Origin of the sequence: Micromonospora sp. NPDC049004, from assembly GCF_040649315.1 — a bacterium.
In the GTDB taxonomy this organism is placed as follows: Bacteria; Actinomycetota; Actinomycetes; order Mycobacteriales; family Micromonosporaceae; genus Micromonospora.
The window spans coordinates 473,850-498,747 of sequence record NZ_JBEZFG010000002.1; the positions used below are offsets into that span (position 1 = coordinate 473,850).

Here is a 24,898-nt window from a genome sequence, read left to right on the forward strand (position 1 = left end):
CGGACAGCCGTCGCCGTGCTCAGCGACGGCGCAGGACGACCACTGCGACGTCGTCCTGGATCTTGGCCGGGGCCAGTTCCACCAGCAGGCGGGCACAGAAGTCGTCCAGGTTCTCGTCCACGGTGGTGGCGACCGCCGCGAGCGCGGCCAGCCCCTCGTCGATCGTGGCGTCCCGGCGCTCGATCAGCCCGTCGGTGTAGAACACCAGGGTGGCGCCGGCCGGCAGGACGAACTCCAGGTCGGCCGGTCGGGGCGCGCGGACGCCGAGCAGCGGCGCCGAGTGCTGCACGAACTCGACCGTGCCGTTCTGGTTGAGCAGCGGCGGCAGGTGTCCGGCGCTGGCCAGCCGGACCCGCCCGCTCGGCGGGTGTAGCAGCAGGACGCAGAGCGTGGCCAGTTCGTTCGGCAGCAGGGTGCGCATCAGCTCGTTGACCCGGTGCAGGATCTCGCCTGGCTGGTGCCCCTCGACGGCGTACGCCCGCACCGCGTGCCGCAGCTCGGCCATCACGGTGGCCGCGTGCAGCGAGTGGCCGGCCACGTCGCCGATCGCCAGCAGGAGGTGCCCGTCGAGCATCACCAGCTCGTAGAAGTCGCCACCCACCTCGGTCTGCGCGCTGGCGGGCTCGTAGCGCACCGCGAAATCGAGTCCGGTCACCGTGGGCAGGCTGCGCGGGAGCAGGCTGCGCTGGAGGGTGACGGCGATGCGGTGCTCCTCGTCGAAGGAGCGCTGGGCCTCGACCGCCGCGGCCACGGCCTGGGCCAGCTGCACGAGGACCGGCGTTCGGGCGGTCTGGGTGGCGGTGGGGACCACCACGTACAGCGGTGCCCGGTCCTCCCGCAGTCGAGCGGCGGCCACCGTCACCGAGTCGTCCGCCGGCCAGGTGAGCAGCCCCCAGTTCGCCGGGGACTCCACCCGGACCGTGGCGCCGGTGGGCACCCCGGTGTCGTCGACGACCCACGGCACGATGGCGGCCTCGGCGCCGGGGCCGGCGCAGATGCCGGCGATGCAGTCACCGTCGAACGTCTCGGCGATCACGGCGGCGGGGCTCTTGAAGATCTGCGCGGCGCCCTCCGCCGCGACCTCGAGCAGCCGTGCGAAGGTCGACGCGGCGTGCACCGCTACTGTCGTGTCGGCGAGGCCCAGCAGCCGCTCGGCGAGCAGTTCGGCACGCTGGCGGGCCCGGTAGTAGCGCAGGACCGCCCGGGTGGTGGCGATCAGCTCCTCGGGCTCGATCGGCTCGGCCAGGTACGCGTCCGCTCCCCGGGTCAGCCCCTGGGCGCGGTCGGCGACATCGACAGCGTGCGCGGAGACGTGGATCACCGGCATCGCCGGCTGGTTCGCCTTGATCCGCTCGCACACCTCGTAGCCGCTCAGGTCGGGCAGCCGGACGTCGAGCACCACCAGGTCGATCCGCTCCGTCTCGACCCGGGCGAGCGCCTCGGTGCCGCTCTCCGCTTCGAGGACCGTGTACCCGGCCCGGGTCAGCCAACTGACCAGCAGGTAACGCTTGGTGCGACTGTCATCGACCACCAGGACTGTCGCCGGGCCGCCGTCCACGTCACGCTCCGCCGGTGGGCAGGGAGACGGTGAACGTGCTGCCCCGGCCGGGCTCGCTGGCCAGCTCCAACGTGCCCCCGAGCAGGGTCACCAGCCGCCGGGCGTACGGCAGGCCGAGGCCGGTGCCGCCGACCCGGGTCGCCCCCGGCACCTGGTAGAACTCCTCGAAGATCCGATCGTGCAGCTCGGGCGCGATGCCCGGCCCGGTGTCACTGACCTCGAAGTTCCACCTGTCGTCGCGGTGCCAGGCGCGCAGCCGCACCTCGCCGCTCGCGGTGAACTTCAACCCGTTGTGCAGCAGGTTGCGCAGCACCTGGCCGAGCAGCACCTCGTCGGTGCGGAGCACGGCCGGCGCGGTCGGCTCCTCCACGGTGAGCTCCACCCCCGGCCGGGTGGCCAGCGCCCGCATGGTGCCGCGCAGTTGGCCGAAGACCGGGCGCAGATCCACGTCCGCCCAGTCCGGCTCGATCCGGCCCGACTCGGCCTTGGCGAGATCCAGCAGTTCGTTGACCAGCCCGAGCAGGTCCTCCGCCGACGAGCGGATGAGGCCCACCTGGCGGGCCTGTTCGGCGGTGAGCGGGTCGGAGGAGGAGTCGGCGAGCAGCCGCCCCAACCCGATGATCGCGGTGACCGGGGCGCGCAGCTCGTGGCTCACGTTGGCCAGAAAGCGGCTCTTCGACTCGCTCGCGGCGCGCAGTTGGGCCGACTTCTCGTCCAGCTCGGCGTAGAGAGCGACCACGCCCCGGTTGGTCTCCTCCAGCTCCTCGGTGAGCTGGTTGTAGAGCGCCAGCACACCCCGGTTGGTCTCGGCCAGCTCCTCGTTCAGCACGGCCAGCTCGTCGCGCTGGCTGCGTACCTCGTCGAGTGCCGCGATGAGCTGGCCGTTCTGCACGGTCAGCTCGTCCAGCGCGCTGGCCGGGGCGGTGCGGCCCAGCTCCGCACGGAACTCGGCCAGCCGCTCCGGAGTCGGCGTCGGCGCGTTGGCCGGGACTCTTCGGGACATCCGTACGACCGTAACCCCCTCGGCGGTCGACACGCTGAGTGAGTCGACCAGGCGGGACACCGCACCCGACTGCGGCTCGTACCGGCCGTCGGGCAGCGGGGTCACCGGGGCCAGGTCCGCGCGGAGGTGGAACCTGCCGTCGGGTCCCGCGTCGATGTGGAACGCGACGTCCGCGCCGCCTGTCGTCCGCAGCAGGTCCCGGGCGACCTCGCTGAGCGCGGTGGCGATCCGGACCTGGTCCTGGTGTTCGAGGCCCACCACGTTGGCCACCTCGCGGCCCCGCTGGCGGATGACGAAGATGTCCTGCTCGACCCGCAGCGCCATCTGCAGCAGCGGCGGCGCGGCCGGCTCCGCGCTCATGTCCACGACCTCGCGACCAGAACGCAGGCGTCGTCGCGTCGCACGCCGGCGTCGCGCAGCAGGGCCGCCGCCATCACCAGCGGTGATCGTTCGGCGAGACCCGGGTAGTCGGTCAACCGCCAGCGGTCGACCACGCCGTCGCTGTGCATCACCAGCCGGGCGCCGGGGCTGAACGGGTACTCGTAGCCCCGGACCGTCGGCCGCTGGTGCCCGGCGATGCCGGGCAGCGACACCAGCCCCCGGCGCTTGCCGTCGCCCTCGACGATCACGCCGGTGATGTTGCCCAGGCCGGCGTAGTGCAGCACGTCGGCCGCCAGTTCGGCGACCGCGAGCGCGGCGCCGCGGGTGTGCGACATGCTCCGGTGCAGGTGGCTGACCACCGCTGCCGGCGGGCTGGCCGGGGCGTCGCGGAAGGCCGCGAGCGCCGCCTCGGTGGCGGCGGCGGCCAGCGGGCCGTGCCCCAGCCCGTCGCTGACGAGGACCTGGTGGCGGCCGTCGGCGAGGCGGACGGCGTACCCGTCGCCGCTGACCGTCTCGCCGCTAATGGGCCGGGTGAGGGCGCCGGCCCAGGAGAGTTGGGCCGGTTCGGCCGGCCAGACCTGCACGGCGAGGACGGTGCCCTGACCGGGCACGGAGTACCCGTCGAACCAGCTCGCCTGCCGCACGATGGCGCCCAGGCCGATGCCGAGCGTGCCGGTGGTGGAGTGCCCGTCGCGGGACGAGACGGCGAGGTCGGCCATGCCGGGCCCGGAGTCGATCGCCACCAACTCCACGCCGGCCTGCCCGGCGCGGCGGACCGGCCGGAGCAGCAGGACACCGTTGTCGGCGTGCTTGACGAGGTTGCTGGTCAACTCGGCGGCGACGATGGCCAGGTCAGCGATGCGCGCCGCACCCATCTCGATCTGCTCGCCGAGGCGTTCCGCTGCGCGTCGTACGGCGCTGGCGGTGCTGCCGGCCTCCACCCGGAACCAGATGCCGCTGTCGGTGACCGGGTCCCCGTTCACCGCGACCACTTGGTCACCGTGATGCGCGTGCCGGTCTCCGCCGACGTGTCGATCTCGAACTCGTCGACCAGCCGGCGCGACCCACTGAGCCCGAGGCCGAGGCCACCGCCGGTGGTGTAGCCGTCGGTCAGGGCCAGGTCGAGGTCGGCGATGCCGGGGCCGGAGTCGGCGAAGACGATCCGGACGCCCTTGCGACGACCGTTCTCCACCGTCGTCACCTCCACGGTGCCGCCGCCGCCGTACACCAGGGTGTTGCGGGCCAGCTCGCTCGCCGCGGTGACCACCTTGGTCTGGTCGACGAGCGACAGCTTGACGGCGACCGCCACCGTGCGGACCAGTTGCCGGACGCGGACGACGTCCTCATCGCTGCGGACCGCCTGTGCCTGCGGCTGGCCCAGGTCGACGCCCGTGGTCACGGCGTGGCCGTCTCGGCGTCCGGATCGTCGTCGAGCTGGTGGTCGAGCTCGTCGGCGCGGGCCGCCGCGATCAGCTCCATGCCGCGCTCGACGTTCAGCGCGGTACGGATGCCGTTCAGTGACAGCCCCAGTTCGACAAGGGTGATGGCGACGGCGGGTCGCATGCCGACCACCACCGTCTCCGCGTCGAGAACCTTGGAGATCGACGCGATGGTGGAGAGCATCCGCCCGACGAACGAGTCGACGATGTCCAGCGCGGTGATGTCGATGATGACGCCGTGGCAGCCGGTGGCCACGATCCGCTCGGCGAGGTCCTCCTGGAGCTGGACCGCCGTCTGGTCGGACATGTCGAGCTGGATGGAGACGAGCAGGATGTCACCGATCTTGAGGATCGGTACGCGTTCCATCAGACGTCCCGGCGTGGTTGGCGACGGGCGGTCTCCACCCCGTTGAGCCGCAGCACGTGCCGCAGCGCGTCGGCCAGGCTCGCCTTGGTGGCGATGTCACCGAACTCGATGCCGAGCGCCACGATCGTCTGCGCGATCTGCGGACGGATGCCGGAGATGATGCAGTCGGCGCCCATCAGCCGGGCGGCCACCACTGTCTTCAGGATGTGCTGGGCGACCTGGGTGTCCACGGCGGGGACGCCGGTGATGTCGATGATCGCGTACGGGGAGCCGGTGTCGACCAGGGTCTGCAGCAGCCGCTCCATGACCACCTGGGCGCGGGCCGAGTCCAGCGTGCCGACCAGCGGGACGGCAACCACACCCTCCCAGAGCTTGACCACCGGGGTGGAGAGTTCGAGCAGCTGCTCGGCCTGGTCGGCGATCAGGCTCTCGCGGGTGCGGACGAAGCTCTCGAAGGTGAACAGGCCCAGCTCGTCGACCAGCTTGGAGAAGGCGACGTAGTCGTGCAGCGCGTCGGCGGTGCCGGACCCCTGCACCAGGTCGGCCAGCACGTCCTTGAGCGCGAAGATGCTGATCGTCGTCTCGGTGGCGGAGAAGCCCTGTCGGGCCCTGCCCCGGGACAGTTCGGAGAGCGCGGCGCGCAGTTCTGCGGCGTGCTCGGCGGACAGGTCGATCGCGCCCTGCTCACCCGCGCCGACGATGGCACGGTGCAGGTCCTCGACCTGCCGGCGCAGCTCGGCGTGACTCAGCCGGCCCCGCAGCGAGCTCGCGACGATGTCGGTCCACCGCTGCGTGACCTGCTCGGCATGCCCACCCAGCAGCGCGGCGAGCCGACCACTTTCCTCGGCGTTCAACGCCATCGTGAAACCCCCCTCGACCTGGACCGGCCGGACTCTATCACCGGGGTCTGGGCAACTACTTGCTCCGTAGCAATGGAATGATGATGGCCACCGGGTGCCGGCTCCCGTTCTTCGTCGGATCGCGTTCGTGGGATACCGTTCCCCCGATAACAGGAGGTCTGGCGAATGTCCCTGACGGTGCATACGGAACAACGCGGCGACGTGGTCGTCGTGTCGGTCGCGGGCGAGCTGGACATGGCAACCGCACCGCAGTTGCAGGATCAGATCACCGACCTGCTCGACAAGGGCCGTAACCGGCTGGTGTTCGACCTGGCGGACGTCTCGTTCTGCGACTCGACCGGTCTGTCGGTGTTCGTTCGTGCCAAGAACAGCTGTGACGAGGCCGGCGGTGTGGTGCGGTTGGCCGCTCCGCAGCGCGGGGTGCTGCGCATCCTCGAGGTGAGCGGGCTCGTCGAGGTGCTGCACACCTACCCGACGGTTGATGAGGCCGTCGCCGGCGAACCCACCCCGGCGTCCTCCTGATCGCTGTTGCGACCTACTCGTCCTCGACGTAGCGGGGACGGGCGATCGCCATGCCCGCCGTCGTCTGCACGGCGAGTGCGGCCAGCAGGAATCCGATCGGTGCCGTCCAGCCGCCGGTGACCTCGTAGAGGATGCCGACCATCAGCGGGCCGAGGGCGGCGATCACGTAGCCGGTGCTCTGCGCGAACGCGGAGAGCGCGACGGTTCCCTCGGCGGTGCGCGCACGCAGGCCGATCGTGGTGAGGATCATCGGGAACGCGCCCTGGCCGATCGCCAGCAGGGCCACCCAGAGCAGTGCGGCGCCGTGCGGGGCCAGTGCCAGCCCCAGGTAGGCCAGCGTCGAGGCGGCGGTCAGGCCGAGCACCAGCGGACGCAGGGTGGCGAGCCGGCCGGCGAGGGTGGGCATCAGCAGCGCGATCGGCACGCCGAGCGCGGTCACCCCGGCGAGCAGCAGCCCGGCCGACTCCGGCCGGTAGCCGGCATCGCGGAAGAGCTGGGCCAGCCAGCCCATGATCGCGTACCCGCTGAGTGACTGCGCCCCGAAGTAGACCGCCATGGCCCAGCCCAGCCGGGTCCGCGCCGGGCGGATCCGCGTCGGCGCGGCGACGGCCGCCGTCGGCGTCGCGCGCCGCGCGCCCGCCCGGGTCCGCAGCGCCAGCGGCACCCACGGGAGTACGGCCACCGCGGCCAGCACGGCCCAGACGCCCAGCCCGGCCCGCCAGGAGCCGAAGGCGTGCGCGATCGGCACCGCGCTGGCCGCGGCCACCGTCGTGCCCAGGGTCAACGCCATCGTGTACGCCCCGGTGACGAGGCCGGTCCGGTGGCCGAAGTGCTGCTTGACGAGCATCGGCAGCAGGATGTTGGCGACCGCGATGCCGGCCAGGGCCAGCGCGCTGGTGAACACGAAGATCCAGGCCGAGTCGGTGGCCGCCCGGAGCACCTGACCGGCGGCCAGGACGATCATGGCGACCACCAGCACCCGGGCCGGCGCGACCCGGCGGACCAGCCACGGGGTGAGCGCGCCGAGGCCGGCGAACGCGATGGTCGGCAGGGTGGTGACCAGACCGGCCATGGTGCCGGAGAGCCCCAGCCCGTCGCGGATCTCGTCGAGCAGGGCGCCGAGGCTGGTTACCGCGGTGCGCAGGTTGAGCGCGACCAGCAGCATCCCGACCAGCACGAGCGCGCCACCGGTCGCCGGGTGGGTCCGCCGGCCCGCGGAGTCGCGCGTCGGGCGGGTGTCGACGGCGGCGGGAGCGGGCGGGGCCGGAGCGGCGATGGGTGGCGGGGTCATGACCTCTAACCTACAATCATGGGATGAATTTAGGGCCGGTGATGTAACCAGTGCCACCGTCGGTCGATTCCCCCTCCGCGCCGTCGGCGCCGCCTCGCGACCAGCCCGCCGTGCCGCCTCGCGGGCACCGCGTGCGGCAGACCATCGAGCAGCTCCGGGCCCGGATCCTGGGCGGCGAGTGGCCGATCGGCGGGCGCATCCCCACCGAGCCGCAACTGGTCGCCACGCTGGGCGTCGGGCGCAACACGGTCCGCGAGGCGGTCCGCGCCCTCGTGCACGCCGGGGTGCTGGAGTGCCGGCAGGGCTCCGGCACGTACGTGGTGTCCACCGACGAGCTGGCGCCGGTGGTGGCCCGCCGACTGGGCGACGACCGGATGACCGAGGTCATCGAGGTCCGGCGCGCGTTCGAGGTGGAGGCGGCCCGGCTCGCCGCGTTGCGGCGTACACCGGAGGACCTGGTGGCCCTCGACGGCGCGCTCGCCGAGCGCGAGGCGGCCTGGCGCGGCGGCCGGGTCGACGCGTTCGTCGAGGCCGACGCGGCCCTGCACGTCGCGGTGGTCGCCGCCGCGCACAACACCATGCTCGCCGAGCTGTACGCCTCGGTCGGCACCGCCCTGCGCAGCACCGTCGCCCAGGCGATGGGCGGCGCGCTCACGCCCGAGCGCTACGTCGACCACACCCGGCTGATCGAGGCGATCCGGGCCGGCGACGCGGGCCGGGCGGCGATCGAAGCCGGCGCTTTTCTGGAGCCCGCCGCCGGGGCATAGGTTGTGCCGGACGGAAAACCGGACACCTCGGGAGTACGGATGCTCAAGGGCTTCAAAGATTTCATCATGCGCGGCAACGTCGTCGACCTGGCGGTCGGTGTCGTCATCGGCGCCGCGTTCACCGGCGTGGTCACCCAGCTCACCAAGTCGTTCCTCGAACCGCTGATCCGGGTGATCGTGCTGCTCATCACCGGCAGCGACAAGGGTCTCGCCGGGACGGCACCCGAGTTCCGCGGCATCGCGTTCGACTGGATCGCCTTCGTCAACGCGGTGATCACCTTCCTGCTCACCGCCGCTGCGCTCTACTTCCTGGTCGTCTACCCGATGAACCGGCTGGCCGAGCGGCGCAAGCGGGGCGAGGAGCCGCCGCCCTCCGCGCCCAGCGAGGAGGTCAAGCTGCTCACCGAGATCCGGGACGCGCTCGTCTCCGCCGGCCACACCACCCCCGGCCAGCAGCGCGGGGCGCTGGACGACGTGCTGGGCCGCCGCACCGAACCGCCGGCGCCGCGCTGACCCGAACGGATGCACATCGGCCCCTGCGGGAATCCCGCAGGGGCCGCGCCTTCTCGTACGTGTGTTCGATAGAGTCCGGCCATGGAGCAGCGAAAGCACTGGTGGAACGGGAAATGGGGGCGGCTGGCCCGGCGGGACGTCTTCCTGCGGGTGGACGCCGACCGCTGGCACGTCGAGCAGCGGGCCGGCGGCGCCGAGGGCATTTCCCGGTTCTACGAGTACGGCAGCGCCGACGAGGCCGAGGAGACGGTCCGGGCGCTGCTCGACGGCTCGGACACCTGGCGGGAACTGTCCCCGCGCCCACCGGGCGGCTGGACGCTCCCGAACAGCTGAGCGGGCGGGCGGGTGGGCTGAGCCGCCGGCGGGGCGGCGACGGCGTTTAGCGGCGTTCCGCCCCGGGAACCGCTGAGGGATGGACCAGCAGGACGAGCAGCAGGCGACCATCTCGCGGATCACCACCGGGATGTCGGTGATCGACTCCGCCGGCACCGAGGTCGGCACCGTGGACCTCGTTCAGCGGGGCGACCCCAACGCGGTGACCGTGCAGACACCGACCGCGGACCCGGGCAGCAGCCTGGACGAGCTGATCGAGGCGACGGCTGTCGAGGAGCCGGACGTTCCGGCCGACCTGGCGGCGCGGCTGCTGCACACCGGCTACCTGAAGGTCTCCACCGACTCGCCGGTCGGTGCCGTCTACGTGCCGGCCGACCGGATCGCCGCCGTCGCCGAGGGCCGGGTACGCCTCTCGGTCGGCGTGGCCGACCTGCCGCCCGAGGAGTGACCCGGTCGCCCTGATCAACTCGGGTTTCCGCAAACCCGGGGCGTCACCGCAGCCCGGACACCCCGCCTTCCACGAACCCGAGTTGATCAGGGCGGGCCTCCGGGGCGGGCGGGACGGGCGCGGCTGGGCGGCGGTGGAAGAGCAGCAGCATCAGGCAGCCGGCGACCAACCCCCAGAACGCGCCGCCCACGCCGATCAGCGTCACACCGGAGGCCGTCACCACGAAGGTGACCACGGCGGCCTCCCTGGTCGCCGGGTCGGTCACCGCCGCGGCGAGCGCCGTGGCGAGCGCGCCCAGCAGGGCCAGACCGGCGACCGCCTCGATGAGGATCGGCGGCGCGACAGCGACCAGGGCCGTGGCCACGCCGGCGCCCAGCCCGAGCAGGGCCAGCCCGAGCCCGGCGGTGACCGAGGCGACCCATCGGCGCTCCGGCTCCGGATGGGCGTCGGGGCCGGCGGCCAGCGCGGCGGTGATCGCCGCGAGGTTCACCGCGTGCCCGCCGGCCGGGGCGGCCAGCAGGCTGGCCAGACCCGTGGCCCGCAGCGCCGCGCCGAACGGCGGCCGGTAGCCGTAGCCGACCAGCACCGCCATGCCGGGCACGTTCTGCGCCGCCATCGTGACCAGAAACAGCGGGAGGGCGAGCCCGACCAGAGCGGACGCGTTCCAGGCGGGCGCGGTCAGGGCGAGCGACGGGGTCAGCGTGGCACCGCTCAGTCCGGCCGGCGGCGCGGTCAGGGCGATCGCCACCACGGCCACCAGCAGCGCGCCCGGCACGGCCCAACGACGGGCGAACCGGTGCAGCAGCAGCCAGCCGAGCACCACCGGGCCGGCCACCCGGGGCAGCTCGACGAGCGCGCGGACCGGGGCGGTGCACAGGGGCAGCAGCACTCCGGCGAGCATCGCGCCGGCCACCGGCTTGGGGATCGCGGCCACCGCCCGGCCCAGCGGTGGGAAGAGCCCGGCCGCGACGATCAGCGCTCCGGAGACGAGGAAGGCGCCCACCGCGACCGGCCAACCGCCCGTCGGCGGCCCGGTCGCCACCAACAGCGCAGCGCCGGGCGTCGACCAGGCCACGCTCATCGGGATCCGGTGCCGCCAGCCCAGCCAGGCGGCGGCGAGCCCGCACGCCACGCAGAGAGCGAGCAGGCCGGAGGCTGCCTGCGCGTCCGACGCGCCCGCCGCGCGGAGCCCGGCCAGCACGACTGTGAACGAGCTGGCGAAGCCGACCAGCGCGGTCACGACGCCGGCCAGCACCGGTTGCGCCCGTCCCGCCATCCCGACCCCCCAAGTGTTCCGTTTACGGAACGACAGTGTGTAGCACGATAGCCGGGTGCCGCAGCCACCACCAGCCCGCCGTCCGGGCCTCGACGTGGATCCCGCAGTCGTCGGCCGGCGCGTCCGTGCCCTGCGCGAGGAGCGGGGGATCTCGCTGTCCACACTGGCGCGGCTCGCCGGCGTCGGAAAGGCCACCCTCTCCGGCCTGGAGAACGGCACCCGCAACCCGACGCTGGAGACGCTCTGGGCGGTCACCGCGCAGCTCGGCGTGCCGTTCACCGCGCTGCTGGCCGAGCCGGCCGCCGAGCCCACCGTGCACGGCACCGCTGTCACCGCCACCCTGCTGGAGGTGTTCGACGACACCGACGCGACCTACGAGCTGTACCGGATGCGCGTCGCGCCCGGCATCGTGCAGATCTCCCCCGCCCATCAACCGGGCGTCACCGAACACATCACCGTGTTCGCCGGCGTACTGCGGGCCGGCCCGGCCGACGCGCCACTGACCGCCCCGGCCGGCGGGCACCTGCGCTGGGTCTCCGACGTGCCGCACAGCTACGCGGCGGTGGGCGACGACGAGGTCGCCGCGAGCCTGCTGCTGCGCTACCCGCGCCGCTGAACCCGACTCAGTCCACCGGCGCCGGCACCGGCAGCCGGTGCCGGACCGCCCAGAGCGCCACCTCGGTACGCGACACCGAGCCGGTCTTGCGCAGCAGGTTCGACACGTGCACGGTGACCGTACGCACCGAGATGCCCAGCGCCTTCGCCACCTGCTTGTTGGACATCCCGGCGACCAGGCAGCCCAGCACCTCGACCTCGCGGGCGGTCAGCTCCGGGTCGAGCGGCACGTCGACGACCGGATCGGCCGCGGCCGCCGGAGCGCGCGGCGCGGTCGGCTGACGCGGACCGGGCAGCCGCCGCAGCAACGCCTCCGGCCCCTCCGACGCGTGCGCGGCCAGCAGTTCGGTAAGCGCGTACGGGTTGCCGCCGGTGCACCGCCAGAGCGAGGTGACCAGCCGACCGGACGGGTTGCTGCCCGCGTACACCTGGGTCAGCACCTCGGCGACCTCGGCCGGGCGCAGCGGGCCAAGATGTTGCCGGACTGCGCCGCGCACGCCGCTGAGGCGGGCCAACGCGCGGCGGGTGAGGTCCGGTGCCACCGCGTCGGTCGGCGGTCGGCTGGCCACCACGAGCAGGGCGGGCAGGTCGGTGACTGTGGCCAGCTCCCCGACCAGGTTGACGCTGGCCGGGTCGAGCGCGTGCAGGTCATCCACGACCAGCACGGCCGGGCCGGCGCCGACCAGCAACTGGACGGTCCGCACGGCGAGGCGGAGCAGGGTGCCCGGCGCGTACCGCTCGCGGGGTGCGGTGGGCTGCTGGGCCAACCAGGCCAGCGCGTCCGACGGCAGGCCGAGCCGGCTGGTGTCCCGACCGGTGAGCACCGCCGCCAGCCAGTCGTACGGGGCCGGGCCGTGCACCCGGGCGGCACCGGAGAGGATCAGCGCGGGACGCGGCGCGAAGGCGTCCACAGCGGCCGCGACCAGCAGACTCTTGCCCACCCCTGCCGCTCCGGTGAGCACCGCGACGGCGGGCGACGAGCGGCGTACGGCCGCCACGGCGGACCATGCCCGGTCGAGCTCGGCGAGCTCGCCGACGCGTCCGACCATGGACACCGGCATCATTTCTCAACCCTACGCAGTAGTGCGTAGAGACGAAGGCAGGGTGTTCTTGGCAAGCTGACACCATGACGCTGATCCTCCGCTCGGTCATCCTCAACGACATCGGCCTGGTCCGCACCAACAACGAGGACTCCGCCCTCGCCGGTGACCGCCTGATCGCCGTCGCCGACGGCATGGGCGGACTGCCCGCGGGCGAGGTGGCGAGCGAGATCGTGATCCGGATCCTGGACGAGCTGGCCCCGCCCACCGACCCGGACGAGGCCGCCGACGCCCTCCGTGCCGTGGTCAGCACCGCCAACCAGCGCATCCACGCCGCGATCACCGTCGACCCGGCCCGCGAGGGGATGGGCACCACGCTCACCGCCGCGCTGCTGGCCACCGAGACGCTGGTGCTGGCCCAGGTCGGCGACTCCCGCTGCTACCTGCTGCGCGACGGGGAGCTGACCCAGCTCACCCGGGACGACACGTTCGTGCAGGCGCTCGTCGACCAGGGCACGCTCTCCCCCGAGCAGGCCCGGCACCACCCGCAGCGGTCCCTGGTGACCCGGGCCGTGCAGGGCGCCGACACCCCGCCGGCCGTCGGCGTGCTCACTGTGGTCCCCGGCGACCGGCTGCTGCTGTGCAGCGACGGGCTCTCCGACTACGTCGAGGACGAGGCCATCGCGACGACGCTGGGCATGTACGCCGACCGCCAGCAGTGCGGCGAGCAGTTGGTGAAGCTCGCCCACCACGCCGGCGCCCCGGACAACGTCACAGTCGTCGTCTCCGACGTCACGACCCGCTGACCCACGCGAGCTGCCCGGAAGGCCCCCGGACCGGCCGCGCGGATTCCGTCGGAGCTACTAGGTAGTTGTGCCATCTAGCTGGCACCGCTAGTGTCCGGCCTGTGGAATCGGACCGGCGCGGGCAGTGGCTGCGGGGGGTGCTCGACATCTGCGTACTGGCCCTGCTGGCCGAACGCGAGTCCTACGGCTACCAGCTCGCCCAGGCGCTCGACGCGGCGGGCGTCGGGCCGATCCAGGGCGGCACGCTCTATCCCGTTCTGCTGCGCCTGCAGAAGACCGGCCTGGTGACGGCCCAGTGGCGGGAAGGCACCGCCGGGCCGGCCCGCAAGTACTACCGGCTCACCGACGACGGGCACTCCGCGCTGCGCCAGGGCGGCACCGCCTGGCTCACCTTCGTCCGGCCGGTGAACGACATCGTCACGAAGGGGGTCGCCCGGTGAACTCCGACGACTGGCTACGCGCGCTCACGGCGGAACTGCACCAGCGCCGGGTCGCGGCCGACGCCGCCCGGCACGTGGTCGCCGAGGCCGCCACACACCTGCGTGAGGGGGGCGGGAACCCCTGGGTCGTCTTCGGCCCGCCCCAGGACTACGCGAACGCGATCGTCGAGAGCATCGGTACCGCCCCCGGGCCACGGCCCGGGCCGGTGCGGCTGCACGCGAGGGGCATCACCAAACGGTACGGCCGGCAGACCGTGCTGCGCGACGCGACACTTACCGTCCGGGCCGGACAGATCGCCGCCGTCGTCGGCGCGAACGGCTGCGGCAAGAGCACCTTCCTGCGGATCTGCGCCGGGCTGATCTCACCCGACAGCGGCGAGGTGACGGTCTCCGGGCAGCTCGGCTACTGCCCCCAGTCCGGTGGCACCGCCGACTTCCTGCTGCCCGACGAGCACTTCGTCCTGGTCGGCGCCGGCCAGGGCGTCGCCAGAGGGCCGGCCCGCCGCGCCGGCCGGGCGGCGGCCCGACAGCTGGGCTGGGAGGCGGGCGGCGCCGTGCAGGCCCGACATCTCTCCGGCGGTACCCGTCAGAAGCTCAACCTGACGATGTCCGCGCTCAGCAACCCGGACGTGCTGCTGCTCGACGAGCCGTACCAGGGCTTCGACCAGGGCACCTACGTCAACTTCTGGGACCAGCTCCGCGCGCTACGCGACGCGGGCACGGCGATCGTCGTGGTGACGCACCTGCTCAACCAACTCGACCGGGTGGACACCGTGCTCGACCTGACCCCGGCGCAACAGTCCGGGTGGCGCACGCCCGGCGTCCAGGGAGGCCACCCGTGAACCGGCTCGTCACAGTCGCCGAGATGACCCTGCGGGAACTGCTGCGGCGTCGGGGCGTACTCCTGCTGTTGTTGTTGATGCCGTTGACGTTCTACCTGATCCGGCGGGACGCCTACCTCGGGCAGTCCGTCCGCTCGCTGCTGCTCGGCGTGGGCTGGGCGGTGAGCACCGCCGCGCTGTTCGCCACCACCGCCGCGCGGGAGCTGGAGCCGAGGCTGCGGTTGGCCGGCTATCGGCCGCATCACCTCTATCTGGGTCGGATGCTCGGTCTGTGGACGGTCGGCCTGGTCATCTCCGTACCGTTCTTCCTGCTCCCCATGCTCGACGGCGCGGATCTGCGGTACGGCGGTCTGGCCGCGGCGCTGCTCTGCTCCGTCGGGGTGGCCGCGCCGTTCGGGATGCTGATCGGCGCGCTGTTGCCCCGCGAACTTGAGGGGACGCTCCTGCTGCTCACCGTGGTGACGGTGCAGATGCTGATCGACCCGGCCGGATCGGGGGCGAAGCTGACGCCGTTCTGGTCGAGCCGGGAGATCGCGACCTGGTCGGTGGACCACACCGACGGCGGTTACCTCGCCCGGGGAGTGGTGCACGGCATCGTCGTCACCGCTCTGCTCGCCCTCGGTGTGGCCTCCGTGGCCACCGTCCGGCTGCGCCGCCGTCGACACCTGCGGCACCTGCCGGTCGGCTGAGGGGCGTCGGCACAGCGGGTCGGGCCGCGGTCGCCCACGGATCGTGCCAATCCGGTTGCTGTCACCCGGCCGGCGGGTTGAGATAGGCGGATGACCATCCGACGGGTGACCGCCGACGAACGTCTCACGACGAGTTTTCCGCTGGCCGCGTACGCCTTCGAGGCATCGCCGCTCAGTGCCGCCCGGGTGGAGGAGTTCCGCGACTACCTGCCCTACAACCAGGGCAACCGGACGCTGATCGTGGAGGAGGACGGCACCACGCTGGCGGCCGTCTCGGCCATTCCGATGCGGCAGAACCTGCGCGGGGTGGTGCTGCCGATGGCCGGTGTCGCCGGGGTGGCCACCCACCCGCTGGCCCGCCGGCAGGGGCACGTCCGCAAGCTGCTGCACCAGCTCCTCGACGAGATGCGCGACGAGGGGCACGTGCTCAGCGCGCTCTACCCGTTCCGGCCCAGCTTCTACGCCCGGTTCGGCTACGTCGGGCTGCCCAAGCCGCGTACGGTCGCCTTCTCCCCGGCCGACCTGGGCGCACTCCTCCGCGCCGAGCTGCCCGGCGAGGTGGGCTGGGAGCGGATCGCCGCCGGTTATCCAACGTGGCGGGCGTTCACCGAGCGCTGCCTGCAGACCCGGCACGGCTTCTCGGTGTTCCCCGACCACCGGGCGGCCGGCCTGCGGGACCGCGACGAGCACTGGTTGCTCACCGCCAAGGTGGACGGCGAGGTCACCGGCGCGGTCACGTACCGGATCGACGAGCACGGCGGCACGCTGCACGGCAACGAACTGCTCGCCAGCGACCCCCTCGCCCGTACGCTGCTGCTGCAGTTCTTCGCCAGGCACGTCGACCAGGTCGAGCGGGTCACCGTCCAGGTCCCGCCGGACGAGCTGCCGGAGCTGTGGCTGACCGATCTGGACGTGCACGTCGAGGCGCGGGTGGGCCGGCCGGGCTCGTCCGCCCCGATGGCCCGGCTGCTGTCGCTGGACGCGCTGCACGGGCTGCCCGTCGGCCCGGGCCGGGTCCGGATCGAACTGACCGGGGACCGGTGGCTGGCCGGCACCCACCTGCTCGACGGTACGACAGGCGCGTTGGAACTGGTCGCCGACGACGACGGCCGCACGCCGACGGCCACGCTGACCGCGGCCGGGCTGTCCGCCCTGGCGTACGGGGTGCTGGACCCGGCCGAGCTGCCGCTGCGAGGGCTGGGCGACGTACCGGCGGACGCCGCCACCGAGCTGCGCGACATCTTCGGACGCCGGGTGCCGTACCTCTTCGCCGACTTCTGAGCGCGGTTTGCCGACCTCGCTCCGGCGGGTACGGTCCCCGGAATGCCGGAGTGGTTGCAGGCGGGTGGTTGGGGATTGCTGGCCGGGTCGGCTCTGCTGATCGGGGCGGCGGTCGGCTTCTTCGCCCGGGTGCCGCAGCGGATCACCGCGTCGATCATGGCGTTCGGCGCGGGGGTGCTGATCTCGGCCGTCTCGTACGAGCTGATCGAGGTGGCCCACGAGCAGGGCGGGATGCTGCCCACCGTGCTCGGCGCGGCGGGTGGCGCGACCGCCTACACCCTGGCCAACGTGGGTCTCGCCCGACACGGCGCGCGGCACCGCAAGCGCTCGGGGGACCAGCAGCCGTCCGAGGGCGAGCAGCCCGGCTCGGGGTCGGCGATCGCGGTCGGGGCGCTGCTGGACGGCGTACCGGAATCGGTGGTGATCGGCGCCAGCCTGCTCGCCGGCGGCACGGTCAGCCTGGTCACTGTGGCGGCGGTGTTCCTCAGCAACGTCCCGGAGGGGCTGTCCAGCGCGGCAGGCATGCGTCAGGCGGGCCGCACCCGGCGGTACGTCTTCCTGCTGTGGACCGGGATCGCGCTGATCAGCGGCGTGGCGGCGCTGGTCGGCAACACCCTGCTGGGCGGCGCACCGCCGGAGGTGCTGGCCGCCATCACCGCCCTGGCTGCCGGCGCGATCCTCGCCATGATCACCGACACCATGGTCCCGGAGGCGTTCGAGAACGCCCACCTGCTGGTCGGCCTCATCACGGTCGCCGGTTTCCTGACGGCCTTCGCGCTCTCCCACGCGTGAGCGCCCCGGTGGTCCCGATGCCCGGCGTGGCTTAGCGGGGCATTAAACCGGCACGGCGGATTAGTGGTGACGCCGTCGCGGCTCCTAGCATCACCCGGGTGCGCATGACGTCGCTTGCCGCTCTGCTCGTCCTCGGTGTCGCCACCGCTACCCTGCCCGCCTGCGGGTCCACCGATCCGGCTCCGGCCGGCACGTCGGCCACCCCGCAGGCCACGCCGGACGCCCTCGCGACTGGCGACCAGGGTGTCGCACCGGCGGGCCGGGACGGTCTCGGCGGCCCCGGAGCCAGCGCGAGCCCGAAGCCGACCGCCCCGGCCGCCAAGGCGCTGGCGGCCGGCAACACGAACGGCCACGCCAGCGTGCCGACCGAGGCCCGCGCGGTGGACACGTCGAAGCCGACCCGCACCATCGGCACCGGCACCCCGGCGAGCTGCACCTCGGCGGCGGTGGTGAAGGCCGTGGCCGCCGGGGGCGTCATCACGTTCAACTGTGGACCGGCCCCCGTGACGATCAAGATGGCCGCCACCGCGAAGGTCCGCAACGCCAACGGGCCGAAGATCGTGCTCGACGGCGGCGGCCGGGTCACGCTGAGCGGCCAGGGGCAGCGCCGCATCCTCTACATGAACACCTGCGACGAGGCCCAGGGCTTCACCACCTCGCACTGCCAGAACCAGGACCACCCACAGCTCACCGTGCAGAACCTGACCTTCGCCGACGGCAACTCCACCGGCGACCGGACCGAGGGCGGCGGCGGGGGCGCGATCTTCGTCCGCGGCGGGCGGTTCAAGGTGGTTAACTCGCGCTTCGTCCACAACCGCTGCGACCGTACCGGCCCCGACCTGGGGGGCGCGGCAGTCCGAGTGCTGAGCCAGTACGAGAACAAGCCGGTGTACGTCGTGAGCAGCACCTTCGACGGCGGTTCCTGCTCGAACGGAGGGGCGCTGAGCAGCATCGGCGTGTCCTGGGTGGTGCTGAACAGCCTGCTGCGGAACAACGAGGCGATCGGCAGCGGCGCCAACCCGGCCAAGTCCGGCACGCCCGGCGGCGGCAGCGGCGGCGCGATCTACTGCGACGGTAACGAGTTCACCGTACGGATCGCCGGCACCGTCATCGAGAACAACAAGGCCAACGAGGGCGGCGGCGCGATCTTCTTCGTGAGCAACAACCGCACCGGCACGATGAAGATCGAAAACTCCCCGTTGCGCCGCAATCCCAGCGGCAAGTTCGAGACCCCCGGCTACCGCGGCATCTTCTTCCTGGGCGCCCGCAACCCCGAGGTGATCGGCCCCAAACCCGCCTGACCCCTGACCCCCCTGCCGCCCACCGCCCGCCGGCCGGCCGCCGGCTGACCGCCCGGCGCCCGCTGCGGGTGATCAAGAGGTTTGGGTCATCCCGGGCGGGTTTTCTGACGCGAAGCTCTTGATCACCGCGTCAGTAGGGGTTCTTCTCGCCTGGCGGGTGGGCGTGCAGGAGGCCGGCGGGGCGACCGGGCAGGGTCCGCGCCGCGGAGAGCGGCGGGCTCGCCGTGTGGTCGCCACCGGCCATGCCGGCGACCAACTCCTTGAGCGCGGTCAGAGCATCGATCTTGGGTACCCAACCCAGCTCCGTCTCGGCCCGCTCGCTGGACATCAGCGGCGCGTTCAGGCCCAACTCGACCCAGCCCGCGTCCACCGGCTGCAACCGGGCCCGCCAGGTCAGCGCCGCCGCCACCCGCAGCACCGGAGCGGCGACCGGCACCGTCCAGCCGTGGAAGTGCCGAGCCACCAGCTCCGGGGTCAGCACCGGGTCCGCGGCGACGTTGAACGCGCCGCGCGCATCACCAAGAACAGCCCTGGCGTACGCGTCAGCCACATCGTCGGCGTGGACCGCCTGCATCCGCAGCCGCCGGTTGGTCGGCACCAGCGGTATCCGGCCGAAGCGCAGCAGCCGTACCGGCGCCAAGGGGCCGAGAAAATAGCGGGTGATCTCCGTGCCGGCGTCCCGCTGGAAGATCAGACCGGGCCGCAGGCGAACCACCCGCAGCGTCGGGTGCTCCCGCTCCAGCCCGTCCAGCAGCGCCTCGACCTCGGCCTTGTGCTCGCTGTACGACGAGCCGGAGACGCCGGTGGCCGGCCACCGCTCGCTGATCGGGTGGTCCTTCGGGCCGGGCGCGTACGTGCCGACCGACGAGGCGTACACCAGGGCGGGCACCCCGGCCCGCGCCACCGCCTCGAACACCGCCCGGCTGCCGTCGACGTTCGTCCGGCGCAGCACCCGCTGGTCGTGACTGGGCTGGATCTGCCAGGCCAGGTGCACCACCGCGTCCGCTCCCGCGAACACCTCGGCGAGCTGGCCCGCCGCGCCCGGCGCACCGATGTCGCAGGAGTGCCACTCCACCTGGTCGTACGGCGTACCGGAATCCGGGCCGGGCAACCGCCGGACCACCCCGGCCAGCTCCACGCCGAGCTCCCGGCGCAGCCGCCGCAGCACCGCCGTGCCGACGTTGCCACTCGCCCCCACCACCACGATCCGCATGTCCGACCCCGTACCCGTCCAGCAGCCGGTCAACCGCAGTCGCGCGCCGCACCCTTGATCGACACGGCTTCCTGCATCCCTGGGTATCGACCCGGGCGGGACAGCCCGACTTCCGTGAACCCGAGTGGATCAAGGGCGCGGCGAGTCGCGGACCCAGCCGTGCTTCTCCTTGCCGCGGCGACCGAGGGTGGCAGCCAGGCAACGCGGGCAGATCCAGCCCACCGCGTCCGCCTCGGTGAGCACGTCGCTGCCCAGATAGTCGAAGCGCACATGCGGAAAGCGGCGCAGCCGGGTCCGGCTGAGCGCCAGACCGCAGACGGTCTGGTTCTGGCCGGGCAGCCACGCGTGCACCTCCCCGCCCGGCTGACGTACGCCGTCCGGCCCGATCACCTCCCCGGAAGCCGCCACCGCCGGGCTGCCGCTCGCGCTCATGTCCGTACCCGTTCCCCAGCCGTCCCCCGCCATGCACGACGCCGTACGGCCGGCGTGATCCACTCCACCTCCCCGACCTGGCGGTATCCGCCAGGCGGCACACCGCCACAACGCCGATCTGGTGTCGATCAACTGGCCTCACCAGGCATCGACGGCCGCCCGGAAGCCGCAAGCCGGCATCGCTGACTGTCAGGTAACCTGAGCGCGCGGGCCGCTAGCTCAATGGCAGAGCTGTGGACTTTTAATCCATAGGTTCAGGGTTCGAGTCCCTGGCGGCCCACCATTCAGCGGCAGCTCAATGGCTCTTGTAGGGCGAGCCGCCGCTCTACCGGTCTTCTTGGCGGCCGTATCGCGCAGCCATGGTACGGACGGCGTCGTCCACCACCGCGCTCACGCGCTGCGGGGTGACGGTCCAGCCCGGGACCAGCAGGCTCGGCCAGAACACGTAGTTGGAGATCATCCCAAGGAACTGCGTGGCGGCCATCTGCGGATCCGCGATGTCGGCCGTCCCCGCGTCGCGCTCGGCCATGAGGTAGGTGCGCACCGTCTCGAAGTACGGCAGCTTGCCTTCTGCGAAGTGCGCCTTGGCCAGTTCGGGAAAGCGGGGCAGCTCGGCGATGACGATGCGGAACAGATCCACCATCCCGGGCCGGCCCAACAGCGCGGCGTAATGGCGTCCGAGCGCGGTCAGGCCGGCTGTCAGGTCACCCACGGACGGCACTTCGGCGTCATCCTCGCCGGCCCAGGAGTCGACGACTATGGCGTCGAACAGCGCCGCCTTCGTCGGGAACTGTTTGAACAGCGTCGCCTTCGACACCCCGGCCTCCTCGGCGATGCGCGCCAGCGACGCCCGGTCGTAGCCCAGTTCGAGGAACAGCTGCGTGGCGGCCTGCACGATCAGCGCGCGCTTCTGCTGAGCCACCCGCTGGTGATAGGTCGTCATGCGGCCATCATAGCGAGGTGAGTGGGTTGACTCACCATTAGCGGCGACATACGGTGGGGGCATGGCGAGTCAAACGACTCACCATTGGCTTCGCTTCGGAGGACCGCATGTCCCGCTTCACCGCTCAGACAGTTCTCGTCACCGGCGGCATCGGAGGCCAGGGCGCGAGTCACGTCCGCGCCTTCCACGCCGAGGGCGCCAACGTCGTCGTCGGCGACATCGACGCCGAGCGCGGCGCCGCCCTCGCCGCCGACCTGGGGGACAAAGCCCTTTTCGTACGCCTCGACGTCTCCGACGAGACGTCGTGGGCCGACGCCGTCGCGGCGATCGAGGAAGCGTTCGGCGCGCTCACCATCCTGGTCAACAACGCCGGGGTGCAGAACCCGCCGGCCCTGATCGAGTCCACCGATCCGGCCACGTGGACCCGCATCCTCGACATCAACCTCACTGGCACGTTCCTCGGCATCAGGGCCGCCGCACCAGCGCTGCGACGAGCGGGCGGCGGGGTGATCGTCAACATCGCCTCCACGATGGGCACCGGCGGCACCGCCTTCTACGCGCCCTACGTCGCCAGCAAGTGGGCCGTCCGTGGGCTCACCCGGACCGCCGCCCTCGAACTCGGCCGCGACAACATCCGCGTCAACACCATCCACCCCGGTGTCGTCGCCACCGCGTTCATCACCGAGCCAGCGGCCGGTGCCGACGCCCCGATCGCCGACTTCTACACACCCGAGCCGTTCGCGGTTCCCCGGCTCGGGCAACCCGCCGACATCACGGCGACGCTGCTGTTCCTGGCCTCGCCTGACGCCGCCTTCATCACCGGTGCCGAACACATCGTCGACGGCGGGCTCCTCCTCGGGCCCGCCGTGAAGAACGAGGCCGCATGACATCGCTTTCGCACCTGCCACCGGAGATCAGACGAGCCATCGAGATCACGCCAGCGGCCGGCACCCGCGAACGGGTCGTGGACATCACCACCACCGGGCGGCGCACCGGACGGCCCCGTCGCATCGAAATCTTCTTCTACCGCGCCCACGGCGCCACCTACCTCTGTAGCGGCGCGGGCGGAGGGGCCACCGGCTGGCACGCGAACCTGCGCGCGAACCCCGCCTTCACCTTCCACCTGAAGAACGGCGTCACTGCCGACCTGGCGGCCCACGCCACGCCGGTCACCGACCCGGCCGAACGAGCGGCGGTCCTCGCCGCCATCGTCGACGACCTCAACCAGCCCCACGACCCCGGCACCATACGACCGACACGGCTGGAGGACTGGGCAAACAGCAGACTGATGCGCATCGACTTCGACTGAGGGCGCACGTCACGAGATGTCGCCCGCGTCGACTCGCCAACCCCCGTCAGCTCGATGGCCCGGGACGGCTCGGCCGGCCCATCGCTGGTAGCTTGACGCGTCCCGCGAGAGGTGGAGTCGGGTCCGTGCTCATTGTGGTGCTGCGTAGGTCGGTCGCGGTGGTGGCCGTATGCATGGCGGCGGCGTGCGCTCCGTCGACCGCTCCCGCGGCCAATCCGTCGGCGAGCGGAACGAAGCCAGCGGCGGCGACCACGCCACCCTCCCCCGTTCCAGCGACGGGCGGTGCCGGGTACTCGCCGACGCTGTCCGCGCGCCTGGTGGGTACGGAGTCGCTGCCGCCGGGATTCTCCGTGGACATCGCGACGGTCATGGCCTCGGACGCGGGAGATGGCCCCTCGGCCGGTGACGCGCCCTGTTCGCGCGAGATGATCCCCCTGCTGTCCGCCCGCCGGCTGACCGGGGCTCCGTCGGCGACCGCCGCGGCCACCCTCAGCTATGACACCGGTCCCGATGACCTCTGGGTGGGCACGGAAGTCCTCCGCACCTACCCCGATGACGGTGCCCGACGGGCGATGGCGGGCCTGCGCACCTTCGTCGACCGCTGCCCCACGGTTGCGCTCTCCGGTCAGGGCGACAATGCCATCCACCGATTCGCCTTGACGCCCGGACCCCAGTTGGGCGACGACAGTGTCCACCTCAACTGCACGGCGACGTCGGGCACCGACGTCCTCAAGTGCGACGTCCTGCTCATCCATGTCGGAACCGCCCTGGTAGCGATCCAGGAGGAGGGCAACAGACCTGGCGACGACGAGCTGCTGATCCAGGTCGCCGAAGCCGCGCTCCGCAGATACCAGTCGACCGGACCCTAGCCGGCAGCGGCGACGCAACCAGCCCTGCCGGACGCGGCCGCAAACAGCCCGTCCAGGTGGGTCACCGCCACCGGGGCTTCTTGATCACGGTGTGGTGGACGGCGTTCGGCCCCATCGACACCACACCGGAGTTGGTCGCCGTGTTGCCGTCCTTCGTCACGGTCTCGGGCTCCCTGGTGGACGGCCGGCGGACGGCGTTCATCGCCGTGGAGCCCGCGACGAGCAGGGCGAGCAGAAAGGATCCGATTCCCGCGAACTGGTTGGCGCGACTCAGACCCTGGTTGAGGAAGAAGATGCCGGCGGCGACAAGCGCCACCACGAAGACGACCGCGACGAGCAGCTTCACAGGAAACCTCTCTTCCTCAGATGGGGCCTGGCCCAGACGGGCGGGGGCGCCGCTTCGGGCCCTTGTCAGGCTGGCAGGACTGCGGGCCTCGCCCGCGCGAGACGTCGTCGGGCATGGAAGCCCGACGGGGGAATGGCGCGGTCTGCGGCGAGTGCAGCTTCGCCCTCTCGCGCTGCGCCTTGCTGCTCTTCGCCAGGGTTCTGTCGAACCGGTTGAGGTTGGTGTGCCCCAACTGGCCGCGCTTCACCGTGCTGGTGGCGGTCAGCGTGTTGCCGTAGCCGACCATCACGGCGCTCGCCAGGCGGACGCGCGTACCGCCGAGGGAGTGTGACACCGAGGTCCCGACAGAGGGGAGGCTCCTCGCGTTGCGCAGCAGGACCGGGTCCTCGACCGTGCCGAGTGCCGCCAGGAGCGGCCCTGCCAGGGTGTCACCGTCACGGCGTACCGCCAGGGCGGCAATGAGGTCCGGCCGTAGCAACAGCAGCTCGGCGAGGGGAACCACAGTCTCGCGGATGTGGTAGTTGGTTTCGGTGTGCGCGGTCGAGCCCGTGCCCATTGCGACGACGGCGGCGCGGGCCGTGTGCGTGGCGACGGCGGCGGGCAGGCGATGGCGATACTGCTGCGGCCCCACGGGACGCCGCGGGCCGATGATGCCTTCCAGTCGGGCCAGCAGCTGTGCGGTGTTGTCGGGCGACGGGTCGTGCATCGCCCGAACGAAGGCAGCCATCGCCTTCGTGTCCTCGTAGAGGCTGCGGCAGTCGAGCGACACCCGGCGTACGTGGTAGTGGTCCTCGGCCTCAAGCGTGCAGTTGTTGGCCGTGACGACTGTGGCGGAGTCGGCGGTCGTCACGTGCCCCTTGCTGAACGCGGTGAGGACCCCGGAGACGTTGACGTGACCGTGTGCGGGCGATGCGACGTCGAGCCATTTCGGCGGTTGCGGGGCGACCCTCTCCTCGACCGCGAGAGCCGCGCCCAGGTGAGCGGCGAGCGCTTCGACCAGCGACTCGATCTGGCACAACCGATCGTGCGGGACGTCGGCTTCGTCCAGCACGGCGACGAAGGCGCGCGCCACGGCGAGGAGCAGGGCGGGCGAGTCCCGGTAGGACGTGACGAAATCGTCCAGTTCGACGGCCGCCACCTGCACCCGACCCAGACCGCGTGTCCCGACCCGGAGCCGACGAACCAGCCCGAGGATCTCCATAGAGGACGCACCCATCATGAC

General features: G+C 72.3%; 30 protein-coding genes and 1 tRNA gene. 17 read left to right on the forward strand and 14 right to left on the reverse strand.

From position 1 onward, the window contains the following. Positions 1 to 19: 19 nt before the first annotated feature. From AB0B97_RS06930 to AB0B97_RS06955, 6 genes are read right to left on the reverse strand one after another with little or no spacing between them, the layout of a single operon-like run. The gene (locus tag AB0B97_RS06930; RefSeq protein ID WP_234587802.1) at positions 20 to 1,558 is read right to left on the reverse strand and encodes a SpoIIE family protein phosphatase; all 1,539 of its coding nucleotides are present in this window, start codon (positions 1,556 to 1,558) and stop codon (positions 20 to 22) included. A 1-nt stretch (position 1,559) separates the two neighbouring features. Next, on the reverse strand, positions 1,560 to 2,921 hold the full coding sequence (locus AB0B97_RS06935; RefSeq protein ID WP_357491311.1) for an ATP-binding protein: 1,362 nt from the start codon (positions 2,919 to 2,921) through the stop codon (positions 1,560 to 1,562). Next, positions 2,918 to 3,934: an ATP-binding SpoIIE family protein phosphatase gene (locus tag AB0B97_RS06940; protein WP_357491313.1), complete on the reverse strand. Its 1,017-nt coding sequence runs from the start codon at positions 3,932 to 3,934 to the stop codon at positions 2,918 to 2,920. Before AB0B97_RS06940 ends, AB0B97_RS06935 begins: the two co-directional genes overlap by 4 nt. Next, positions 3,922 to 4,341, reverse strand: coding sequence for an ATP-binding protein (locus AB0B97_RS06945; protein WP_234587805.1), 420 nt, complete (start codon positions 4,339 to 4,341; stop codon positions 3,922 to 3,924). Before AB0B97_RS06945 ends, AB0B97_RS06940 begins: the two co-directional genes overlap by 13 nt. Further along, on the reverse strand, positions 4,338 to 4,748 hold the full coding sequence (locus AB0B97_RS06950) for an STAS domain-containing protein (RefSeq protein WP_234587807.1): 411 nt from the start codon (positions 4,746 to 4,748) through the stop codon (positions 4,338 to 4,340). Before AB0B97_RS06950 ends, AB0B97_RS06945 begins: the two co-directional genes overlap by 4 nt. Then, on the reverse strand, positions 4,748 to 5,608 hold the full coding sequence (locus AB0B97_RS06955; RefSeq protein ID WP_357491316.1) for an STAS domain-containing protein: 861 nt from the start codon (positions 5,606 to 5,608) through the stop codon (positions 4,748 to 4,750). Before AB0B97_RS06955 ends, AB0B97_RS06950 begins: the two co-directional genes overlap by 1 nt. Positions 5,609 to 5,773: 165 nt before the next feature. On the opposite strand from AB0B97_RS06955, the gene AB0B97_RS06960 reads away from it, so the two are divergent. After that, positions 5,774 to 6,130: an STAS domain-containing protein gene (locus tag AB0B97_RS06960; RefSeq protein ID WP_007454464.1), complete on the forward strand. Its 357-nt coding sequence runs from the start codon at positions 5,774 to 5,776 to the stop codon at positions 6,128 to 6,130. 13 nt (positions 6,131 to 6,143) lie between these two features. Here the strand turns inward: AB0B97_RS06960 and AB0B97_RS06965 are convergent, their stop codons facing one another. Beyond that, positions 6,144 to 7,295 (reverse strand): MFS transporter, encoded by a 1,152-nt coding sequence (locus AB0B97_RS06965; RefSeq protein WP_357492063.1) that lies wholly within the window; start codon positions 7,293 to 7,295, stop codon positions 6,144 to 6,146. 176 nt (positions 7,296 to 7,471) lie between these two features. On the opposite strand from AB0B97_RS06965, the gene AB0B97_RS06970 reads away from it, so the two are divergent. The 4 genes from AB0B97_RS06970 (at position 7,472) to AB0B97_RS06985 (ending at position 9,482) form a co-directional block, all read left to right on the forward strand. Then, a complete protein-coding gene (locus tag AB0B97_RS06970; protein WP_234588561.1) occupies positions 7,472 to 8,188 on the forward strand; it encodes an FCD domain-containing protein in 717 nt (238 codons plus the stop codon). A gap of 39 nt (positions 8,189 to 8,227) precedes the next feature. Further along, entirely contained in the window at positions 8,228 to 8,701 is a 474-nt protein-coding gene (mscL, locus tag AB0B97_RS06975) for a large conductance mechanosensitive channel protein MscL (protein WP_234588566.1), read from the forward strand. Positions 8,702 to 8,782: 81 nt separating this feature from the next. Beyond that, positions 8,783 to 9,034, forward strand: a complete 252-nt coding sequence (locus AB0B97_RS06980) for a hypothetical protein (protein WP_357491318.1) — start codon at positions 8,783 to 8,785, stop codon at positions 9,032 to 9,034. Between the two features lie 79 nt (positions 9,035 to 9,113). After that, complete coding sequence (locus AB0B97_RS06985; protein WP_234588559.1) at positions 9,114 to 9,482, forward strand: hypothetical protein; 369 nt, start codon at positions 9,114 to 9,116, stop codon at positions 9,480 to 9,482. A gap of 43 nt (positions 9,483 to 9,525) precedes the next feature. Here the strand turns inward: AB0B97_RS06985 and AB0B97_RS06990 are convergent, their stop codons facing one another. After that, on the reverse strand, positions 9,526 to 10,758 hold the full coding sequence (locus AB0B97_RS06990; protein WP_357491321.1) for a benzoate/H(+) symporter BenE family transporter: 1,233 nt from the start codon (positions 10,756 to 10,758) through the stop codon (positions 9,526 to 9,528). A 55-nt stretch (positions 10,759 to 10,813) separates the two neighbouring features. On the opposite strand from AB0B97_RS06990, the gene AB0B97_RS06995 reads away from it, so the two are divergent. Next, the gene (locus AB0B97_RS06995) at positions 10,814 to 11,374 is read left to right on the forward strand and encodes an XRE family transcriptional regulator (RefSeq protein WP_234588557.1); all 561 of its coding nucleotides are present in this window, start codon (positions 10,814 to 10,816) and stop codon (positions 11,372 to 11,374) included. 7 nt (positions 11,375 to 11,381) lie between these two features. Here the strand turns inward: AB0B97_RS06995 and AB0B97_RS07000 are convergent, their stop codons facing one another. Continuing rightward, positions 11,382 to 12,437, reverse strand: coding sequence for a LuxR C-terminal-related transcriptional regulator (locus AB0B97_RS07000; RefSeq protein ID WP_357491323.1), 1,056 nt, complete (start codon positions 12,435 to 12,437; stop codon positions 11,382 to 11,384). Between the two features lie 62 nt (positions 12,438 to 12,499). Here AB0B97_RS07000 and AB0B97_RS07005 point away from each other — a divergent pair, with 62 nt between their 5' ends. The 7 genes from AB0B97_RS07005 to AB0B97_RS07035 all read left to right on the forward strand — a co-directional run bounded on the left by AB0B97_RS07005 (position 12,500) and on the right by AB0B97_RS07035 (position 18,564). Then, the gene (locus tag AB0B97_RS07005; RefSeq protein ID WP_234588555.1) at positions 12,500 to 13,219 is read left to right on the forward strand and encodes a protein phosphatase 2C domain-containing protein; all 720 of its coding nucleotides are present in this window, start codon (positions 12,500 to 12,502) and stop codon (positions 13,217 to 13,219) included. 101 nt (positions 13,220 to 13,320) lie between these two features. Next, positions 13,321 to 13,659, forward strand: coding sequence for a PadR family transcriptional regulator (locus AB0B97_RS07010; RefSeq protein WP_357491326.1), 339 nt, complete (start codon positions 13,321 to 13,323; stop codon positions 13,657 to 13,659). Continuing rightward, on the forward strand, positions 13,656 to 14,501 hold the full coding sequence (locus tag AB0B97_RS07015) for an ATP-binding cassette domain-containing protein (protein ID WP_234588551.1): 846 nt from the start codon (positions 13,656 to 13,658) through the stop codon (positions 14,499 to 14,501). Before AB0B97_RS07010 ends, AB0B97_RS07015 begins: the two co-directional genes overlap by 4 nt. Next, positions 14,498 to 15,190 (forward strand): hypothetical protein, encoded by a 693-nt coding sequence (locus AB0B97_RS07020; RefSeq protein ID WP_357491328.1) that lies wholly within the window; start codon positions 14,498 to 14,500, stop codon positions 15,188 to 15,190. The genes AB0B97_RS07015 and AB0B97_RS07020 overlap by 4 nt, the downstream gene beginning before the upstream one ends. Before the next feature lie 90 nt (positions 15,191 to 15,280). Beyond that, positions 15,281 to 16,471: a GNAT family N-acetyltransferase gene (locus AB0B97_RS07025; protein WP_357491330.1), complete on the forward strand. Its 1,191-nt coding sequence runs from the start codon at positions 15,281 to 15,283 to the stop codon at positions 16,469 to 16,471. A gap of 42 nt (positions 16,472 to 16,513) precedes the next feature. Beyond that, positions 16,514 to 17,263, forward strand: a complete 750-nt coding sequence (locus tag AB0B97_RS07030) for a ZIP family zinc transporter (protein WP_357491332.1) — start codon at positions 16,514 to 16,516, stop codon at positions 17,261 to 17,263. A gap of 104 nt (positions 17,264 to 17,367) precedes the next feature. Continuing rightward, positions 17,368 to 18,564, forward strand: a complete 1,197-nt coding sequence (locus AB0B97_RS07035; protein ID WP_357492065.1) for a hypothetical protein — start codon at positions 17,368 to 17,370, stop codon at positions 18,562 to 18,564. Positions 18,565 to 18,694: 130 nt separating this feature from the next. Here the strand turns inward: AB0B97_RS07035 and AB0B97_RS07040 are convergent, their stop codons facing one another. Both AB0B97_RS07040 and AB0B97_RS07045 read right to left on the reverse strand, forming a co-directional pair. Further along, positions 18,695 to 19,777 (reverse strand): NAD-dependent epimerase/dehydratase family protein, encoded by a 1,083-nt coding sequence (locus AB0B97_RS07040; RefSeq protein ID WP_357491334.1) that lies wholly within the window; start codon positions 19,775 to 19,777, stop codon positions 18,695 to 18,697. Positions 19,778 to 19,906: 129 nt separating this feature from the next. Beyond that, positions 19,907 to 20,209 (reverse strand): hypothetical protein, encoded by a 303-nt coding sequence (locus tag AB0B97_RS07045; protein ID WP_357491335.1) that lies wholly within the window; start codon positions 20,207 to 20,209, stop codon positions 19,907 to 19,909. 208 nt (positions 20,210 to 20,417) lie between these two features. Here AB0B97_RS07045 and AB0B97_RS07050 point away from each other — a divergent pair. Further along, positions 20,418 to 20,492, forward strand: a tRNA-Lys gene (locus AB0B97_RS07050). Positions 20,493 to 20,534: 42 nt separating this feature from the next. Here AB0B97_RS07050 and AB0B97_RS07055 read toward each other — a convergent pair. Further along, a complete protein-coding gene (locus tag AB0B97_RS07055) occupies positions 20,535 to 21,152 on the reverse strand; it encodes a TetR/AcrR family transcriptional regulator (RefSeq protein WP_357491336.1) in 618 nt (205 codons plus the stop codon). A 107-nt stretch (positions 21,153 to 21,259) separates the two neighbouring features. Between AB0B97_RS07055 and AB0B97_RS07060 the strand changes: the two genes are divergently transcribed. From AB0B97_RS07060 to AB0B97_RS07070, 3 genes are all read left to right on the forward strand, one after another. Next, on the forward strand, positions 21,260 to 22,039 hold the full coding sequence (locus AB0B97_RS07060; RefSeq protein ID WP_357491338.1) for a glucose 1-dehydrogenase: 780 nt from the start codon (positions 21,260 to 21,262) through the stop codon (positions 22,037 to 22,039). Beyond that, positions 22,036 to 22,461, forward strand: a complete 426-nt coding sequence (locus AB0B97_RS07065; protein ID WP_234588539.1) for a nitroreductase/quinone reductase family protein — start codon at positions 22,036 to 22,038, stop codon at positions 22,459 to 22,461. The genes AB0B97_RS07060 and AB0B97_RS07065 overlap by 4 nt, the downstream gene beginning before the upstream one ends. Positions 22,462 to 22,586: 125 nt before the next feature. Then, entirely contained in the window at positions 22,587 to 23,330 is a 744-nt protein-coding gene (locus AB0B97_RS07070) for a hypothetical protein (RefSeq protein WP_357491339.1), read from the forward strand. 61 nt (positions 23,331 to 23,391) lie between these two features. On the opposite strand, the gene AB0B97_RS07075 is transcribed toward AB0B97_RS07070, so the two are convergent. Further along, on the reverse strand, positions 23,392 to 23,676 hold the full coding sequence (locus AB0B97_RS07075; protein WP_357491341.1) for a hypothetical protein: 285 nt from the start codon (positions 23,674 to 23,676) through the stop codon (positions 23,392 to 23,394). 16 nt (positions 23,677 to 23,692) lie between these two features. After that, the gene (locus tag AB0B97_RS07080; protein ID WP_357491343.1) at positions 23,693 to 24,895 is read right to left on the reverse strand and encodes a hypothetical protein; all 1,203 of its coding nucleotides are present in this window, start codon (positions 24,893 to 24,895) and stop codon (positions 23,693 to 23,695) included. Positions 24,896 to 24,898: the final 3 nt, after the last annotated feature.

Bases quoted from the DNA above. Each gene is read 5' to 3' on its own strand.
- AB0B97_RS07055 (WP_357491336.1), bottom strand. From the start codon at position 21,152: ATGACGACCTATCACCAGCGGGTGGCTCAGCAGAAGCGCGCGCTGATC.
- AB0B97_RS06980 (WP_357491318.1), top strand. From the start codon at position 8,783: ATGGAGCAGCGAAAGCACTGGTGGAACGGGAAATGGGGGCGGCTGGCC.
- AB0B97_RS06950 (WP_234587807.1), bottom strand. From the start codon at position 4,748: ATGGAACGCGTACCGATCCTCAAGATCGGTGACATCCTGCTCGTCTCC.
- AB0B97_RS07005 (WP_234588555.1), top strand. From the start codon at position 12,500: ATGACGCTGATCCTCCGCTCGGTCATCCTCAACGACATCGGCCTGGTC.
- AB0B97_RS07065 (WP_234588539.1), top strand. From the start codon at position 22,036: ATGACATCGCTTTCGCACCTGCCACCGGAGATCAGACGAGCCATCGAG.
- AB0B97_RS07040 (WP_357491334.1), bottom strand. From the start codon at position 19,777: ATGCGGATCGTGGTGGTGGGGGCGAGTGGCAACGTCGGCACGGCGGTG.
- mscL (WP_234588566.1), top strand. From the start codon at position 8,228: ATGCTCAAGGGCTTCAAAGATTTCATCATGCGCGGCAACGTCGTCGAC.
- AB0B97_RS07080 (WP_357491343.1), bottom strand. From the start codon at position 24,895: ATGATGGGTGCGTCCTCTATGGAGATCCTCGGGCTGGTTCGTCGGCTC.
- AB0B97_RS07025 (WP_357491330.1), top strand. From the start codon at position 15,281: ATGACCATCCGACGGGTGACCGCCGACGAACGTCTCACGACGAGTTTT.
- AB0B97_RS07030 (WP_357491332.1), top strand. From the start codon at position 16,514: ATGCCGGAGTGGTTGCAGGCGGGTGGTTGGGGATTGCTGGCCGGGTCG.
- AB0B97_RS07000 (WP_357491323.1), bottom strand. From the start codon at position 12,437: ATGATGCCGGTGTCCATGGTCGGACGCGTCGGCGAGCTCGCCGAGCTC.
- AB0B97_RS07045 (WP_357491335.1), bottom strand. From the start codon at position 20,209: ATGAGCGCGAGCGGCAGCCCGGCGGTGGCGGCTTCCGGGGAGGTGATC.
- AB0B97_RS06955 (WP_357491316.1), bottom strand. From the start codon at position 5,608: ATGGCGTTGAACGCCGAGGAAAGTGGTCGGCTCGCCGCGCTGCTGGGT.
- AB0B97_RS06990 (WP_357491321.1), bottom strand. From the start codon at position 10,758: ATGGCGGGACGGGCGCAACCGGTGCTGGCCGGCGTCGTGACCGCGCTG.
- AB0B97_RS06965 (WP_357492063.1), bottom strand. From the start codon at position 7,295: ATGCTGCTGGTCGCGCTCAACCTGCGCACCGCGGTAACCAGCCTCGGC.
- AB0B97_RS07035 (WP_357492065.1), top strand. From the start codon at position 17,368: ATGACGTCGCTTGCCGCTCTGCTCGTCCTCGGTGTCGCCACCGCTACC.
- AB0B97_RS06935 (WP_357491311.1), bottom strand. From the start codon at position 2,921: ATGAGCGCGGAGCCGGCCGCGCCGCCGCTGCTGCAGATGGCGCTGCGG.
- AB0B97_RS06985 (WP_234588559.1), top strand. From the start codon at position 9,114: ATGGACCAGCAGGACGAGCAGCAGGCGACCATCTCGCGGATCACCACC.
- AB0B97_RS06960 (WP_007454464.1), top strand. From the start codon at position 5,774: ATGTCCCTGACGGTGCATACGGAACAACGCGGCGACGTGGTCGTCGTG.
- AB0B97_RS07060 (WP_357491338.1), top strand. From the start codon at position 21,260: ATGTCCCGCTTCACCGCTCAGACAGTTCTCGTCACCGGCGGCATCGGA.